Below are 16,135 nucleotides of genomic sequence, written 5' to 3' on the forward strand. Positions count from 1 at the left end.
TCGCATCCGCTCAGGACGCGGTGGTCAGCAGTCTGTCGAGCAGATCGTCGAGCGTCAGCACGCCGAGAATCTCATCACCGGCGGAGACCAGCGCGATATGTGCACGCTGGTCTCGCATGCGCGCCATACCTTCGTACGCGGGTAGTTCGGCAGGCAGGATCAACACATCTCGGGCAAGGTCGGCAGCCGTGACATCGGCTGCGGCATTGAGACTGTCGCGGACGTGCACCACGCCGATCACCGAGTCGCGGGTGAGGTTCTCATCAGCCCCACCGCGCACGACGAGCAACCGAGAGTGCCCCGTCTGACGCGAAACCTCTTGAATCCCAGCGGGAGAAGCATCCGCGGGAACACCGTCGAGTGCGCCGTCGCCGACGACGTCGCCCACCGCGAGCGCCTCCGTGGCCAACGCCGCGCTGAGCCTGTGGTGATACTCGTCGTCGAGCACTCCGGTCTCGGCGGAGTGGTCGACCAACTGTCGCAAAGTCGCCGAATCCTGCCCGGACGACACCTGATCGACGGGTTGCACACCAACGCGACGCAGGCACCAGTTGGCGAGTTGGTTGAGCACGACGAGCACCGGGCGCACCACCCACATGAAGGCGCGCATCGGAATCGCCAGCAGCACAGCCGATCTCTCCGGGTGGGCTATCGCCCACGACTTGGGTGCCATCTCGCCGACCACCAGGTGAAGGAATGTCACGATGATCAGCGCGAGTATGAATCCCACGACGTCGGCGATCCACAGCGGCGCGCCGAGTGCTTCGATTCCCGGCGTGATCCAGTGATGCACAGCGGGTTTGGTCACCGCGCCGAGCGCAAGCGTGCACACGGTGATACCCAACTGCGAACCGGCAAGCAGCACAGACAGTTCCGACGAACTGCGTAGCGCGGCCCGCGCGGCACGACTGGTCTGTGCGGCATCCTCGATACGGTGGCGACGAGCCGCGATCAACGCGAATTCGACGGCGACGAAAAACGCGCTCGCCGCGATCAACACGACCGTGACCGCGAGCACAACCCACGGGTTACTCATCGGCGTCTCCCGACTCGGTGATGACGAGATGGACGGTTGCGGGCACGCGGCGTCTGACCTGCGTCACCGTTGCGGTCACCGTTGGAGCGGCGACGCCGAAAGCGCCGTCGGCAAGCGGCAATTCGACGCTGTCTCCGACCTGGGGCAGTCCGCCCGACGTCGAAATCACAAGTCCGCTCAGGGTTTCGTAGTCGCCTTCGGCCACGTCGTGCCCGATGACGCGTGACACTTCGTCGAGGTGTGTGTCGCCGCGGGCGAGCCAGCCGTCGTCGGTCAGTTCGATCGGTTCGGACGATGTCGTATCGTGCTCGTCGTCGATCTCGCCGGTGATCTCCTCGGCGATGTCTTCGACGGTGATGATGCCTGCGATTCCGCCGTATTCGTCGATCACGACAGCCATCTCGTCGTCAGAGGTGGTGTCGAGTCGTTCGAGTACCGCCGGAAGCGGCAGCGTGGTGGGCACGATCGCGGCGGGTCGCGCGAGATCAGCTGCGGTGAGGCTGGTTTCGTCGAGACGTTCGAGCAGATCGTGCAGATGCACGATCCCGACGACGTCGTCGGGGTTGGCTCCGACCACGGGATATCGCGTATGCCCCACGGCCATCAGGTCGCGAACCTCCGACAGCGACGTATCGGCTGCGACGAAGTCGACGAGTGGCCGGGGCACCATCGCGTGCTCTGCTGTACGAGTGGGAAAGTCGAGGACACGATCGAGAAGCGTCGACAGTTCGGCGGGCAACTCCCCGACCTCCCGCGACTCGGCGACGATGTGTTCGAGGTCGCGCGGTGACGCGGAGTGCTCGACGTCGTGCACCGGCTCGATCCGCAGCGCTTTGAGCAGAAGGTTCGACGCGGCGTCGAACAGCGAGATGACCGGACCGAACACCTTGAGGTAGATCGACGTCGAGAGCGCGAGTCGACGCGCGACGGGCTCGGGGCGTGCGATCGAGAGGTTCTTGGGAAACAGTTCGCCGAACACCATCTGGACGACCGTCGAGAACAAGACGGCCAGCACGGTGCCGATGGCCACGCCGACGGCGACGGGGATGCCGACGTCGCCCAACAGTTCGCCGACGCCACTGCCGATCAATGGCTCGGCGACGTAGCCGACGAGCAGGCCGGTCACGGTGATGCCGAGCTGGGCGCCCGAGAGCATGAACGACGTTCTGCGTGTCACCGAGAGTGCGCGGGCAGCCGCGGCATCACCGTCGGCTGCGCGGGCTTTGAGTCGCGACCGGTCGACGGCCATGAACGCGAACTCCTGCGCTACGAAGTAGCCGGTCAACGCGGTGATGGCGAAGACGACGAGGATTCCGATCACGATTCCGAGGAGCATCATCATGCGATCACCTCGTCGCGGACCGTCGGAACAAATGCCGACGGGTCAGAAGTTGTGAATGCCCCCGAGTGGGGGCCGGATCGTCGAGGTTTCCGTTTTTTGCGCCGAGCGCGGTTCATCGTGTCTTTCTGTCGCGGGTGGGGATGTGGAATATCGGACTCCAGGATACGTGAAAGTCAACGAAACGGACATTGCGTTGGTTCCCGGAGAGTGCGGACCGCAGTAGGGGCGGATCCTCGTCGGCCTACCTGGTGGCGCAGGCAGTATGCCCGTTTGGTCCACGATCGGTGACATGGCTTGGTGATTTGCATTGGCGGACAGTCGAATCCGATGATTTCAGGACCATTGGCTCACCACAAAGAGGTGCGACGAGGGTAGCTTCAACTCTGAAGGCATCCCAGCGAATCCAAGAAGGACATCATGAGTCCGAATCGAATTGTCATCGCTGCTGTGGGTATCGCACTCGTGGTCGCCGCGGTAGTTTTCAACAGCAAGCGACGCACAGTTGATGCGACCACTGCCGAGGTCGAGAACGCCATCGGCGCGCTCGACCCGGTGTCGCGAGCAGCAGTGATCGCCCGGCTGGCCGCCGACGAGAAGACAAAGCTCGACGATAAGAAGTAGCGACCAACGAGTAGTAGCGACCAACGAGAAGTAGCGACTGCGTTCGGAGTGATTTCGATATGCACCAATGAGTGAACAGCGCGAGCGTATCGATCCGGAGAGTCGATTCGCGGAGCGTCGTCGTCGACTGCATGAGGCCCGGTCGGGTCGGATCACGACCGCGATCGCTGATCGGTTCACCGAGATCGACGGCGGCACCGCGGGCACTCTCGTGTCAGTCGAGCTGTTCACCACGGTGATTCCGTTGATCATCCTCGGATTCGGATACTTTTCCGGGTTCGCCTCCAACGCGAGCCCGGGAACGGTGTTCATCCGGGAAACCGGGCTCCACCACCCGCTCGACGACCAGGTACGCGAGGCCTTCGGCAACTCCGCAGGATTGCGATCGAGCTGGACCATATTCGGCGTTGCGGGCTTCCTAGTCTGGGGAATCCCCATGTCGATCACCATCGCCGCCATCTTCGGAAAGGCGTGGCGTCGGGAACAGTTCGGGCTCGGCCAACGTCTCCTCCGCGGCGCCATCTGGTTCCTGCTGTACCTCGTGATGCTGGCTACGCGAGAATGGCTGACCTACACCGTCGGCGCCACCTCGACCACACACGCGCTGATGTTCGTCGTCGGGCTGATACCGGTGTGGATCTTCTGGTCACTGACCCCACCGCTCTTGGTCCGCGACGGCGGTCGAGGTCTGCGCTATCTTCTTCTGGCCGGCTTGGCCGGGGTCGCGGTCGATGGTGTCGTCCTGCCACTCGCCTCGCGAGTAGCATTTCCGGCGCTGCTTTCCGGCTGGAACGGGTTCGGGCCGATCGGGGTGGCCATGACGCTGATCCTGTGGTGCGGGGTGATCGGCGTCGGATGGGTGGTCATCGCCTGCGTCGGCGCAGTCTTCTGGGAACGCATCACGCCGGAACACACGGTTCTCGAGTCGCAAACGGCCCGATCACCCGGCCATTGCGTGGCTCAGTCGTTGCGATTGCCCGCGTAGTACCGGCCGAGGAACTCTTCGCGGTAGGCGTAGTAGTCGCCGGACTCGATGGCTCTGCGCGCGCCGTCGACCATCTGCACGACGAAGGCGACGTTGTGCAGTGTTGCCAGCGTCGCACCGAGTCCTTCCTTCGCCTTGAACAGGTGATGCAGGTAGGCGCGCGAGTACTGCGAGGTGTAGTTGGTGATCTCGGGATCAAGTGAGCGGAAGTCGGTGCGGTATCGCGCGTTGGTGATGTTGTAGCGGCCGTCGAGCGAGTAGATGGCGCCATTGCGCGCGACGCGGGTCGGCGAGACGCAGTCGAAGGTGTCTGCGCCGTTCTCGATCGCGGTGAAGATGTCGTCGGGCTCGCTGATACCCAACAGATGTTTCGGCTTGTCTTCTGGCAGTTCGGAATTCACCCAGCCGACGATCGTGCCGAGGTTGGCCTTCTCCAGGGCGCCGCCGATTCCGAAGCCGCCGAAGCCCTTTCCACCGGAATCCTGGTCGCGACGCGAGAGCTCGGTCAGGTCACGGGCAGCTTTGCGTCGTAGATCCTCGTACTGCGCGCCCTGCAGGACTCCCCACAGCGACTGCTGGGGTCGATGTCCACGCTCGACGGAAAGCCGATTGTGTTCTGCCAGACAGCGAATCGCCCACTGCCGGGTGCGTTCGAGCGAATTCTCCTGGTAGCCACGGGTGTTCATCAGCGTGGTCAGCTCGTCGAACGCGAAGATGATGTCGGCGCCGAGTTGGTGCTGGATCTGCATCGACAGCTCGGGCGTGAACCGATGCGACGACCCGTCGAGATGCGATTTGAAGGTGACGCCGTCGTCGTCGACACGGGAAAGTCGTTCGCGCCCTTCGGCAATCTTCTCGTCGTCCTGCTCGCCGGTCACGTCCATCGAGATGACCTTCTTGAAACCCGTGCCGAGCGACATGACCTGAAACCCGCCGCTGTCGGTGTAGGTCGGACCCGACCAGTTCATGAAGGCGCCGAGGCCGCCCGCGGCGTCGACGATCTCGGGTCCCGGCTGCAGATACAGGTGATAGGCGTTGGCGAGCACGGCCTGCGCGCCGAGCGCGGCGACCGCCTCGGGCAGGACCGTCTTGACCGTCGCCTTGGTTCCGACCGGAACGAAGGCGGGTGTGTGGATCTCGCCGTGCGGCGTCGTGATGACCCCTGTGCGGCCGAGCGAACCGTCGAGCCGCGTGCCCACCGCGTACGAATGTTCGGGATGCAGGTGCAGACCGGTCGGGTTGGTGTCGGGAGCGTCGATGTCGGGCGGGGTCACCGACCGATCTTCGCAGGTCGAGCGCCCTGAGCTCAAACCAGCTCCCGACGAGGTCCGCGGACCCGAAGCGTCGATTCGCTACGGTGAGTCCATGACGCGCGGAACGAACCTCAAGGTACCCACCCGGATCGTGCTGGCCTGCTGCGGAGCCCTCGCGGCCACGTCCCTGGCGCTGACCGGCTGTGGCTCCGACCAGCAATCAGACACGTCGAGCTCTGCGACGACGCAGGTGAGCGATTCGACGAGCCCCGCCGTGGTCGGCGGCCCCCGACCGGGAACACCGACCACCTCGGTACCGCCCGAGACCGCCGCGGGCACCAAGTCGTGCGACCAGATCTCCGGGCCCGACGGCGCGCTGACCGTACAGATTCTGGCCGGCGACGTGAGTTGTGCCGACGCCATGACACTGGCGAAGTCGTACGGACCGAAGATCTCGAGTGGTGAGCCGCAGGATGTCGACGGCTGGTCGTGCGCCCCGGCCACCGGACACGGCCTGCTCGCGGCGTGCGAGAAGGGCTCGGACAGAGTTGGCTTCGCGCCGTAGTGCATTCGCCGACTTGACCCTCACGCGACGTCAGGCAGCAAGGTCATCGGTGTGAGCGAAGGAAATGCCCCGTCGTCGGGCGACCTCACCGTCGGTGCGGTCGCTGGCCTCGTCGGCGTCAGTGTGCGGACGCTGCACCATTACGACCAGATCGGTGTGGTCATCCCGACGGGCCGAACACCCGCGGGATACCGCGTGTACGACGACGCCGACGTCGAGCGCCTCCACCAGGTGCTGACCTACCGGGAGTTGGGCTTTCCGCTCGAGCAGATCGCGACCCTGCTCGACGATCCGCACGCAGATGCGCTGGGCCACTTGACCACCCAGCGCGATCTGCTCAATGAGCGGATCGCTCGCTTGCACCGGATGGTCGCAGCAGTGGAGGACATGATGGACGCGAAGAAGTCAGGAATTCAGTTGTCGGCCGCCGAGCAGAGCGAGATCTTCGGCGACGAGTGGCTACCCGAGGAGTACTCAGCCGAGGCGCAGCAGCGCTGGGGTGACACCGACGAGTGGAAGCAGAGCCAGCAGCGAACGGCCCAGTTCAGCAAGGACGACTGGCGCCAGATCAAAGCCGACGCCGACGCCTTCGAGGCACGACTCGCCGACGCGTTGCGGCGCGGCGTCGAACCGAGTTCTGCCGAGGCAAACGATCTCGCCGAGCAACATCGGGCGAGCATCGAGAAGTTCTACGACTGCGGCTACGAGATGCAGGTCTGTCTCGGCGACATGTACGTCGCCGATCCGCGATTCGCCAAGCACTACGACGCCGTCGCGCCCGGCCTCGCGGTGTTCCTGCGCGACGTGATCCGCGCCAACGCAGAAGGTAAGGACACAGACGGGAAGTGAGTCAGCCCAGCTTTTCGGCGACCCGCTCGAGCGCTGCGACGCGGCTGCCCTTGACCAGGACCGCGTCGCCGCGCTCGAGTCCGTCGAGTGCTGCGACGGCGGCGTCGATGTCGGCGACGTGGGTGGCCGTCGAGCCGTAGCTGGGCTCGTCGACGGCGATCACCGTGACGCCGAGTGAGTCGGCCTGGGTCGCGATCGCCTCGTGCTCGGCGGCTGAATCGTGTCCGAGTTCTGCCATCGTTCCCAGCACGGCGAAGCGTCGTCGAGCATCGAGGGCCGCCAGGGAGCGCAGCGCGGCCGACATCGACGTCGGGTTGGCGTTGTAGGCGTCGTTGAGCACGACGACGCCGTCGGCCGTGGTGGAGAGCTCCATGCGCAGACCCGACAGCGCGGCGTCGAGGAACCCGGCGGGCATCGACTCGACGGGTACGCCGAGCCCGCCCGCTGCCGCCGCGGCGGCGAGCGCGTTGGACACCTGATGCTCGCCGCGCGCCGCGAGCGACACCTGCGTGCTGCCCCACGGCGTGTGCAGGCGGAACGATGCACGGAGCTGATCGTCGACGACGATGTCGGTGGCCACGACGTCTGCCGAGGGGGTGAGGCCGTAGGTCAGCACCTGCGCGGACGTGCGGGATGCCATTGCCGCGACGCGCTCGTGGTCGGCGTTGAGCACGGCGATGCCGTCGGCCGGAAGTGCCTCGACCAGTTCACCTTTCGCACGCGCGACGGCCTCGATGCTGCCGAAGAGTTCGAGGTGCACGCCCTCGACCCGGGTGATGATGCCGACGGTCGGGTGGGCGATCGAACACAGCAACTCGATATGCCCGACCCCGCGCGCACCCATCTCGACGACCGCGGCCTCGGTGTCGTCGGGGGCGTTGAACAGGGTGAGCGGTAGGCCGAGTTCGTTGTTGAACGACTTCTCGCTCGCGGCCGTGCGGAACGTCGTGGAGAGCAGTCCGGCCAGCAGATCCTTGGTCGACGTCTTGCCCACCGACCCGGTGATCCCAACCACCCGTTCGGGAAGTCGACGCCGCGCTGCGCGGCCGAGGTCGGCGAGTGCGAGCGCGGTGTCGACGACGGTGATGGCCGGGGCCTCGACGCCCTCGACAGGGCCGGTCGAGGTGAGGTAGGCGCCCGCTCCCGCCGACACCGCGCCCTCGATGAAGTCGTGTCCGTCGCGAGCAGCGACGACCGGGACAAACAGCTGTCCGGACCGCACCGCGCGCGAGTCGATCGTCGCGCCGTCGACCGTCACGTCGTTTCCGACGAGTTGACCGCCAACCGCGTCCGCCACCTCATTTGCCTGCATGTGCACGACTCAACGCTAGAGGAAGGAGCAAAACGCCCCGCACGCCGGGGAGAGCGCGGCGAGGCGTCGACGTATCGTGTGACCCATGTCGACTCCCCTGCTTCGCCTGGTTGTTCTCTACGGCGGCGTGTCCGCCGAGCACGATGTGTCGCGCGTGACCGCGGCGCACGTGCTGGCAGCAGCCGATCCGGCCAAGTACAGCGTCGTCCCGATCGGTATCGCGAAGAACGGGACCTGGGTCCGCAACGACAAGGTGATCGCCTCACTGGCCGACAAGACACCGCTGCCCGATGCACTCGACATCGCGGGCACCGTCGTCGACCCGCTGCGCGAGCTACAGGCCGATTCCGACGGAGCGATCACCGTTGTGCTGCCGCTGCTGCACGGCCCGCACGGCGAGGACGGCACGATCCAGGGAATGCTCGAGCTGTTCAAGCTGCCCTACGTCGGCGCCGGTGTGCTCAGCTCCGCAGCGTGTATGGACAAGGGCATGGCCAAGGTCATCGCCGCGCAGGCGGGAATCCCGCAGTGCCGGTGGATCGAATACCGCGACGGCGTCGACGACCCGCGCACCGTCGCGTTCCGCGCCATCGAGGAGCTGGGCCTGCCGCTGTTCGTCAAGCCGGCCAACCTCGGGTCGTCGGTGGGAATCACCAAGGCGCACAACGCAACCGAACTCGACGACGCGATCAACCTGGCACTGCGCTACGACGACGTCGTGGTGATCGAGGAGTTCGTGTCCGGGCGCGAGGTCGAGATTGCGGTGCTCGGCAACGAGAACCCCGAGACGTCGGTGCCAGGCGAGATCATCTCCGGGAGCGAGTTCTACGACTACGAGGACAAATACATCACCGGCGCAGCCCAGCTGGTGATCCCGGCACCGCTGAGCGATGAGGCGGTACGCGAGGTCCGCGAGCTCGCGGCGAAGACATTCCTCGCGATGCGGTGCGCGGGCATGGCGCGCGTCGACTTCTTCTACGAGGAGCCGGGCCGCGGCTGGCTGCTCAACGAGGTCAACACGATCCCCGGATTCACCCCCGGCTCGATGTACCCGAAGCTGTGGGGCGCCACCGGCATCGCCTACCCCGACCTGATCGACCGCCTCGTCACGCTTGCGCTGGAAGCGCACCGTCGGCGCGCGGGGTTCTCGACGGAGCACTGACGCCGTCGCCCCGCCTGGCACGGCAGGTGGACGTGCTCCGTCCGAAGACGTTCCGGGCCGCTCCCGTTTTCAGTCAATTTCAGAGATGCCCGGCGGCAAAAGCCCAGGTCGGCTCGTCGGGACCCTTCAGAAATGACTGAAAACGGGAGAGCCAACTAACCCCCAGACAGCGAAACACCCCCTCATCTGCGTAGATGAGGGGGTGTTTCTGGCGGTGGCGGAGGGATTTGAACCCTAATCGGACCTCCTGGCCCGGTGCCGATATGCCCTCTCACCTGCGGTTTGAGGTCATCTGACATCACATCAGATCAGTCGATTTCATGGACAAGTGTGGGCAGAATGTGGGCACCATGGGTAGGAACGATCGCTGCGCACGCGGGCAGGCAGATTACTGTCGGTTGAGTACCCGCATTACGTGATCGCACCTGTACCGCTTAGCATCCCCGGGATAAAGCGGCTGCATCTCGCGGAGAATCCCCAGGTCCACGAGCATCAAGATCGCCTTCTTCGCCGGAGGGTACGTAACATCGTGCAGCTCGGCCGCCTGGGGAATCGTAATGATCGGATATCCAAGCAGACTGTCCGCGATGTTGTTGACAACACCACGAGCCTTGGCGGTTGCTAGTCGTTCCTTGAGGTCGATTTGGAACTCAAGTAGCTCCTCGATTCGCTGGACCCCATCTTCTGCTTGGTGATGTACCGCCTCACAGAAGAATTTCACCCACGAATCAAAGTCGCCAGTCTTACTGATGCCCAAGAGAAGGTCCATGTATCGGTCCTTGCGCTCTTCCAGCCACGGAGAGAGGTTGAGCACTGGGTAGGTCAAGGCGCCAGCCGTTACCAACTGAAGTGTGACGATCAGGCGCCCCAGCCGACCGTTGCCATCTGAAAACGGATGGAGCGTTTCGAACTGATAGTGAGCCATGGCGATTTTGACCAGGAGCGGGTAGTCGTCGTCCCGATGAATCCACTTCTCCCACTCGGAAATGCCTGCTACCAACTCATCCCCGCTTGGGGGTGGAACAAACCGTGAGGACTCTATCCCCTTGGTTCGCTCGCCGATGTAGACATTCGTTTCGCGCAGCTTCCCCCTGTCCCAGTTGTCTCCCCTTGTTCCTTGAACTAGAACCGCCTGGAGCGGTGCGATGACGTTGAGGCAGATGGGTTTGATCTTTATCAGCCTCAGGGCTTCCTCTGCTGCGCGTACATAGTTCATGACTTCTCGAACCTCTGCTCGACGATTTTGCTCGTCCACGAGGTCTGCCTCTAGCACCTCTTCCAGGGTGGCGTATGTGCCTTCCAGTGCGGATGTACTTTGAGCTTCACGACGGAGCGCAGGACGTACCAGCAGAGCTGGATTCGGCAGACGCTTGACAGCGAAGTCGAGGCGACCAACAGACATGCTTGCCTCATCAGCGAGCTTATGGGCCTTCAAGCTAAGACCGACCTCCGCAGGGAGGGGATCAGGGACGTATGCGTAGTGCCGGTAGTCCTTGCCCAAGTAAGCGTCGTGACCCGAGATGGGCGTCAGGCGCCCTACTGGCGAGTCCCGGAAGTCTTCAAGCTGCACCGTTATACCTTCAGTCGCATTCGTTTAACGAGGCAGGGACTTGTTATAGCCTCGTCTACAAGACCCTGATAGGGTTATAGCATATCGGGAAAAGCTATAACTAACACTTGTGTGACTATACCCACGACTAGGCACGATGCGACAACATTGCTGACGTCAAGTGACCTGAGACACACTCCCTCTCACCCAACGGCCTCGATCTTGCGGAGGGTTCGCGATCCGGGCGGCAGACCGGAGGGGTGATGCTCGACGGGGCGTTCTCGCATGAGCGAGATCCCGCAGCGGCGCCATCTTTCCCTAACGTTTCAGAACCCGAGGCGACCGTGGGGACATCCCTGACGCCAAGAGTGGCGCCAAGGGTGACTCCACAGCACACAGCGCTTCCTCCATCAACCCATACCGCATACGTTCCAGGAGGCGGGCAATATCGTCATCGGTGAACACCCAACGGTTGCCAACCTTGCGCGCACAACCTGCGTACTTGCGGCCAGGGCGCAGATTCTCCATCAGCGTTCTACGAGTGATGAACTCCCGACCAATCACTTCGTCGACCACGAAGTCTAATGAACGCAGGGGCACAGGGTTCAGTCCTGCACTTTGCGTATTGGCTTCTTCACCTCGAGGAACTTGCCCTCCATCTTCGACGCCTCCGTTGACGGACGATGCCGAACAGGCTGCGAGCGCTGCCAAGCAAGACGCTCAGCTCGATCAGCGATCGACTGATCAACCGGAGCCGCAGGCTTCACCCGCGAGGCCGGCGCCGCATACGGCTGAGCATTGCCCATCTTGCTGTACTCACCGCACCCTTGGCAGTAGAGCCGCTTCTTCGCAACCAACGGGGCCGCAGCGCCAGCAACACCGACCGTCGCGACACCCGCAGTCAACCCGATGATCTTCGCCCGACGAGTCCGCTTCTCCGAAAAGTTTCGACCACCACAGCTCCAGCAGCGGAAGTTCCCATCGGCATCAACCTGGATGTCCTTCATCACTCGACGATAGAGCGCAGCAGCGCCAGAAACTGCACAGACAATCCGATCTTCGACCGATCAGACGACGAAGCGGCCTCTGACAAGCAGCCGGTGACCTCAGTAACGCTTAGGTCGGCAGGCGTTCCATTTGGAACACTCAATCGAGGCATACCTGAACTATGAAAGGCGCAGCCTCAATGACTGATGTGACTGACGATCAACGTCGCCTTGCCGAGACGCTAGATCGAATGAGTGACACCTGAGAGCGATTCCTTGAACGATCAGACAACCTACAAAGGCCGCGATCATCCGGTCAGGAAGCGATCGTTCCCTGCCTCATCGGACTCGCCTCACACACTGTCGATCTGGCAGAGGCCGCAAGGGACTTGACCTCAAGCAGCAGTCATTCAAGTGGCCTTGTGGCGATGCCTCTGGTCAGAGCGGCCTTTGAAGGGGCGATCACAGCGCAATGGCTTGTCCATGTGCCTGACGCCATTGAGGCTTGGGTGAACGAGCATTCCCGGCTCACAACAAATCTCGTAAAAGGGCTGAGTGAGTCCAGCAGCGCCGACTTTCGAGACGCGGCCGGTGACGTGGAGAGAAATCGAGTTCTCAACAGCCTTCCTACAACGTCCACGACACAAGCCCGCAAGTTCAACGAAATGTGTGAAGACCTCCAGATGCCCATTGATGCTTACACCTACTTCCGGCTGGTAAGCCAGTATGCTCACCCGTCGGTTGAATGCGTTGACCTGTACATGGACAGGTCAAGCAGTGCGCCTGACGCAATACTGCTTCGTCGCCACGCGCGGGTCGACTTCAGCGGGTGGCTACATCTGCTGGCACTCTCGGTCCTCTGGGCCATTGCGGCAGCAAGCACCTGTGACAAAGCTCGACGCACTCGGTCTGAGATACAGGCGTACGGACGCGCACTTAGTGTCGAACCTTGGCTGAAACTCTCTGACCAAGCTTGGTGCCGCCTGCATGCCAACTGACGACGAAACGCTGCTCGTCGCCGGATCGTCATGCACGACGTAACCAGCATTTTTGCGGGAGCCATCAAGATCTAGGACACCAAACCCGCTGCCCTGAAATTCCCAGACCCGTAGCCGGTCCGAACGGCTATGCCCAACGGGAGCCAGCTATTCACTCTGACCTCGAAGGATTTGAAGAGATCCATCATGTCTCGTTCGGGTTTCGAAGGCAGAAGCACGGCCTTGCGCTCGCTGTTGACATACCGGTGATAGTCGAGCACCTGCCCCAGCGCCAACCTCAGTGTGTTGCGGTCAGTGCTTGCCTTGACCTCAATCAACTCGTCTGCGGTGACATCGAACAGATCCGTTGCAAGATCCGAGCCTTCATCTCGCGGAATCCGGTGCCGCATGACCGTATGCGCGGCATCGCGCAGGAAGTCGCAGTAACGCTGCTGCAGGGCAGCTTCCCGCCGACGGCGCTCCTGAGGTTCCGAAACGACTGCGTCCACCTCGAACGATTCCGCGACGTTCGACTCTGGAGGGACGAGTACAGCACCAGAAGTCTTCTTGCCCCCAGTTTCAGACTCTGCGCTAGTGGTCGCAGCCCCGTCGAGATACCAGCCGAACCTCTCAACGAGCCTGTCGAAGACCAGCTCGTTGCTCACTCTGGTGAATCCGCGGAACGCATGCGGATTGCCGTACTGGTCCAACCCGTAGACGTCAGACCACACTGATTCGGTTGACACTTCCTCAGCCGTTCCTCGCAGGTCACGAGCATCTTGCAGAGAATAGACTTTGTCGTAAGTATTGCCTTGGTACCAAATGAGATTCGCGAACTCCTGGTTCTCGAACACAGTCCCCACCCGGCCGACGAAGTAGAGCGTTCCGTCGCCTTGGAACAAGATGAGATCCCCTCGCTCGGGGTGCACAGTGTCCTTGGCATAGCCAAAGAACCGCGAGTTCCCTGACGGATTGAGCGAGAGGCGTGACGCCCGTTCACCTTCAGTCAACGCCTCTCGAAACGGCGCGGACTCGAAGTTAATCGGAGACTCGACAGTCTGCTCAAAGTTGTGACGCTTGGCGCGTAGGGGCGCAGAGGCTGCACGAAGATCTCCATGTGAGGATTATTACCGAGCCCTGTGACAGCCCCAGGCCGCATGCCCCCACTCCCACCACCCACGGCGCCCTCAGGGCATAGCGCCGCTTTCACACACAGAGCCCTCAGGGGGCCAGGATGCGCTCTGACGTCTGGGTTCAGGGACGCAGATGCCCCTGGGAGGGTGACCCCCTGCCAGGAGGGTCAGCCACCTCAAGGCATATGGCTTCTCTCCCCCCGGACACCCCCTCCCCCCGGTGGGATTCAAGCTAGCCTTCTGCCATGGCGTCCCCCGGACAAGCGAAATTCATTGCGAACCGACAGCGCGAGCTGGCCAAACTGCACCAGTTTGCGAAGGGTATCGACGAAGACCTACCCGAGTACCAACCACTGTTCGACGAGGCTCTAGACCTGTCGTCCGGGCAGGCAACGGCGAAGATCGAGTCACTGTACGACGAGATCGTGGCGTTTCGGCGCCAGCACCGGATCACGAGGTGGATCGGCAAGGACGGCAGATACGAGCTAGAACCGCGAGCGTGGCCAGACGACCCCCACCATTGACTTAGATCCGCCCGCGGAAAAAAGGCGGGGGGAGAACAGCCATATGCCCTGGGGTGGCCTGACCTGGGGGTGAGGGGGTCCCTGCCCCACCACGTCTACCACCACCGACGGTTGGTCTCGTAGACGCGGCCGCCGTTCTCGTAGTAGGTGCTGCCGTGATCGTCGGTGAGTGGACGGTCTTCGGTGGGGATGCTGCCGTCGGGGTGGAGTTGCCACGAGCCTTTGGGCAGTGCGCTGTCGGGCTCGTGGCTGTACGTCCGGGTCGGTCGTTTGTCGCCGGCCTGGCGGTTGCAGTGGCGGTGAGCTGCGGCCAGATTGGAGAGCTCGAAGGGTGCGCCGCCTTGGCTGAGGGGCACGATGTGGTCGATGGTGAGTTCGCCGGGGTCGAGATGTGGTGCGTCGGGGTTGATGGGTTGGCTGCAGAATGCGCAGTCGAGTCCGTCTCGGCGGGCCCGGTTGATGAATCGGTCTCGGATGCGTCGTCGTTTGCTTGCTTGTCGTGACCATTCGGTCTGGGCGGTGTTCGGCACGGCCTAGTCCTGTGCTGTGACGATCTGTGGGGCCTCGGTGGATGTGCGCTCGCGGACGCGCCGGTCTACTTCGGTGATGATGCTGTCTGCGTAGGCGCGGTCGCGGTGTCGGTTGTCGATCATTGCTTGGTGGATGGTCTCGGCGATCTCTTCACCTCGTAGCGCGCATTCGGTGGGTGAGAGTTCGTTGGTCTCGATGCCGACGATCCCGGCGATGGCGTGGGTGGGATCGGGCAGGGTGACGTATGTGCGGCTCAATGCGTGCTGGGCTTGGCGTCGGTCGTAGGCATCGCGCACTGGTTCCCAGTGGTGGGCGAGTAGTTGCCGGTTGGTTGCCGGTGCATCGGAGCTGAGGTTGTTGACGAGCTGCGCGAGTTGGCTGGCGTCGGCGTAGCTCACCTTGTTGGGGTCGGTGGGCAGCGAGCTCAGCCATGCGAGATCTGCGGGGGTAAGTTCTTTCTGTCGCTGCTGGCTGGCCGGGACTGGGCGGACGTCGGCTGCGGGGTGGCGGTAGCTCTTGGCTACGTCGGCAACCGACAGGCCACGCGCTACGGCCTCAGCGTAGTCACGGGTGACGGCCGGCACGTCTGGCTGGGCGGCGTAGTAGCGGAGTCTGCCTGCCGCGAGGCCAGGGCTGGCGTCGATACCGATGAGGGTGTCGGCGAGTTGGCGGCTGGTGAGTGTGACGCTGGTGGCGGGTTCTGCTGTCGAGAGCATCGGTTGTCCTATCTGTCGGGTGGTGGTGGTTAGAGCGCGTAGGCGAGGTCTCTGAACAGCTTGGCTTTGATGTCGTCACCGTTCTGTGCGTTGTGGGTGACGAGTGACCAGAGTTCTTCTGCGTCGTCGTAGTCGTAGCTCTTGGCTGCGGTGTAGGTGTTGATGACGCCGGCCCAGGCGCGGTCGTATCCAGCACGCAGGATGGTGCGGATGAGGGGGCCGTCTGAGTTGTCGAGCGCCTGGTTGAGCAGGGTGATCGCCTGCTCTTCGGTCTCGAGGCTGGCGACCCGGTCGGCGGCGTCGCGCCAAGAGATCTCGTTCGAAGTGTCCACGCTGGGCCTGCCGACGAGCCGGCGCCGCAGCACGCTGATGCGGTCTTCCCGTGCTCGGTCTTCACGAACGCGGATGTCGGCGAGCTTGCGTTCGGTGGCTTCGCGCGCTTCGGCGATCATGCGCTGCTTGGCATCGACGGTGTAGTCGGCGCTCGCCTCAATGGACTGCGAGGTCTGGCGGTATTCGCCGCGTGCCTGCTCTGCTTCGTCGCGGAATGTGTTGCTGTCGAACATGATTGGTTCTCCTTCTCTATGTGTGGTT

The 16,135-nt window shown here is 63.2% G+C and carries 17 protein-coding genes; 7 read left to right on the forward strand and 10 right to left on the reverse strand.

The annotated features are described in order from the left end of the window. Positions 1–10: 10 nt before the first annotated feature. Positions 11–1,036: a hemolysin family protein gene (locus GOSPT_RS18805; RefSeq protein ID WP_005208057.1), complete on the reverse strand. Its 1,026-nt coding sequence runs from the start codon at positions 1,034–1,036 to the stop codon at positions 11–13. Continuing rightward, positions 1,029–2,378: a hemolysin family protein gene (locus GOSPT_RS18810; protein WP_005208059.1), complete on the reverse strand. Its 1,350-nt coding sequence runs from the start codon at positions 2,376–2,378 to the stop codon at positions 1,029–1,031. Before GOSPT_RS18810 ends, GOSPT_RS18805 begins: the two co-directional genes overlap by 8 nt. Before the next feature lie 417 nt (positions 2,379–2,795). On the opposite strand from GOSPT_RS18810, the gene GOSPT_RS23685 reads away from it, so the two are divergent. Together GOSPT_RS23685 and GOSPT_RS18820 are read left to right on the forward strand one after the other, a co-directional pair. After that, positions 2,796–2,999, forward strand: a complete 204-nt coding sequence (locus GOSPT_RS23685) for a hypothetical protein (protein ID WP_005208060.1) — start codon at positions 2,796–2,798, stop codon at positions 2,997–2,999. A gap of 67 nt (positions 3,000–3,066) precedes the next feature. Then, a complete protein-coding gene (locus GOSPT_RS18820) occupies positions 3,067–3,984 on the forward strand; it encodes a hypothetical protein (protein WP_005208061.1) in 918 nt (305 codons plus the stop codon). Here the strand turns inward: GOSPT_RS18820 and tgt are convergent. Further along, positions 3,960–5,213, reverse strand: coding sequence for a tRNA guanosine(34) transglycosylase Tgt (gene tgt, locus GOSPT_RS18825; RefSeq protein WP_039856704.1), 1,254 nt, complete (start codon positions 5,211–5,213; stop codon positions 3,960–3,962). The two genes, GOSPT_RS18820 and tgt, sit on opposite strands and share 25 nt — an antisense overlap. Before the next feature lie 136 nt (positions 5,214–5,349). On the opposite strand from tgt, the gene GOSPT_RS18830 reads away from it, so the two are divergent. Together GOSPT_RS18830 and GOSPT_RS18835 are read left to right on the forward strand one after the other, a co-directional pair. Beyond that, positions 5,350–5,802: a hypothetical protein gene (locus tag GOSPT_RS18830; protein ID WP_039856684.1), complete on the forward strand. Its 453-nt coding sequence runs from the start codon at positions 5,350–5,352 to the stop codon at positions 5,800–5,802. Between the two features lie 51 nt (positions 5,803–5,853). Then, the gene (locus GOSPT_RS18835; protein WP_005208064.1) at positions 5,854–6,651 is read left to right on the forward strand and encodes a MerR family transcriptional regulator; all 798 of its coding nucleotides are present in this window, start codon (positions 5,854–5,856) and stop codon (positions 6,649–6,651) included. Position 6,652: 1 nt separating this feature from the next. Here the strand turns inward: GOSPT_RS18835 and GOSPT_RS18840 are convergent, their stop codons facing one another. Then, positions 6,653–7,963: a UDP-N-acetylmuramoyl-tripeptide--D-alanyl-D-alanine ligase gene (locus GOSPT_RS18840; RefSeq protein ID WP_039856685.1), complete on the reverse strand. Its 1,311-nt coding sequence runs from the start codon at positions 7,961–7,963 to the stop codon at positions 6,653–6,655. A gap of 85 nt (positions 7,964–8,048) precedes the next feature. On the opposite strand from GOSPT_RS18840, the gene GOSPT_RS18845 reads away from it, so the two are divergent. Further along, positions 8,049–9,125, forward strand: coding sequence for a D-alanine--D-alanine ligase family protein (locus tag GOSPT_RS18845; RefSeq protein WP_005208067.1), 1,077 nt, complete (start codon positions 8,049–8,051; stop codon positions 9,123–9,125). Between the two features lie 388 nt (positions 9,126–9,513). On the opposite strand, the gene GOSPT_RS18850 is transcribed toward GOSPT_RS18845, so the two are convergent. After that, a complete protein-coding gene (locus GOSPT_RS18850) occupies positions 9,514–10,695 on the reverse strand; it encodes a Fic family protein (protein WP_005208068.1) in 1,182 nt (393 codons plus the stop codon). Positions 10,696–11,279: 584 nt separating this feature from the next. Further along, the gene (locus GOSPT_RS18855; RefSeq protein ID WP_005208069.1) at positions 11,280–11,681 is read right to left on the reverse strand and encodes a hypothetical protein; all 402 of its coding nucleotides are present in this window, start codon (positions 11,679–11,681) and stop codon (positions 11,280–11,282) included. A gap of 320 nt (positions 11,682–12,001) precedes the next feature. Between GOSPT_RS18855 and GOSPT_RS24685 the strand changes: the two genes are divergently transcribed. Continuing rightward, entirely contained in the window at positions 12,002–12,658 is a 657-nt protein-coding gene (locus GOSPT_RS24685) for a DUF5677 domain-containing protein (protein WP_373278573.1), read from the forward strand. A gap of 71 nt (positions 12,659–12,729) precedes the next feature. Here GOSPT_RS24685 and GOSPT_RS22880 read toward each other — a convergent pair whose 3' ends face one another. Beyond that, complete coding sequence (locus tag GOSPT_RS22880) at positions 12,730–13,647, reverse strand: hypothetical protein (protein ID WP_005208071.1); 918 nt, start codon at positions 13,645–13,647, stop codon at positions 12,730–12,732. Positions 13,648–14,015: 368 nt separating this feature from the next. Here GOSPT_RS22880 and GOSPT_RS18870 point away from each other — a divergent pair, with 368 nt between their 5' ends. Further along, on the forward strand, positions 14,016–14,294 hold the full coding sequence (locus GOSPT_RS18870; RefSeq protein WP_005208072.1) for a hypothetical protein: 279 nt from the start codon (positions 14,016–14,018) through the stop codon (positions 14,292–14,294). A 95-nt stretch (positions 14,295–14,389) separates the two neighbouring features. Here GOSPT_RS18870 and GOSPT_RS22885 read toward each other — a convergent pair whose 3' ends face one another. Genes GOSPT_RS22885 through GOSPT_RS18885 form a run of 3 tightly spaced genes read right to left on the reverse strand, consistent with a single transcriptional unit; the run spans position 14,390 to position 16,107 of the window. Continuing rightward, on the reverse strand, positions 14,390–14,824 hold the full coding sequence (locus GOSPT_RS22885; protein WP_005208073.1) for an HNH endonuclease: 435 nt from the start codon (positions 14,822–14,824) through the stop codon (positions 14,390–14,392). Between the two features lie 3 nt (positions 14,825–14,827). Next, complete coding sequence (locus GOSPT_RS18880; protein WP_005208074.1) at positions 14,828–15,541, reverse strand: hypothetical protein; 714 nt, start codon at positions 15,539–15,541, stop codon at positions 14,828–14,830. A 29-nt stretch (positions 15,542–15,570) separates the two neighbouring features. Then, positions 15,571–16,107, reverse strand: a complete 537-nt coding sequence (locus tag GOSPT_RS18885; RefSeq protein ID WP_005208075.1) for a hypothetical protein — start codon at positions 16,105–16,107, stop codon at positions 15,571–15,573. Positions 16,108–16,135: the final 28 nt, after the last annotated feature.

The sequence above is a fragment of the Gordonia sputi NBRC 100414 genome (assembly GCF_000248055.1).
GTDB lineage: Bacteria > Actinomycetota > Actinomycetes > Mycobacteriales > Mycobacteriaceae > Gordonia > Gordonia sputi.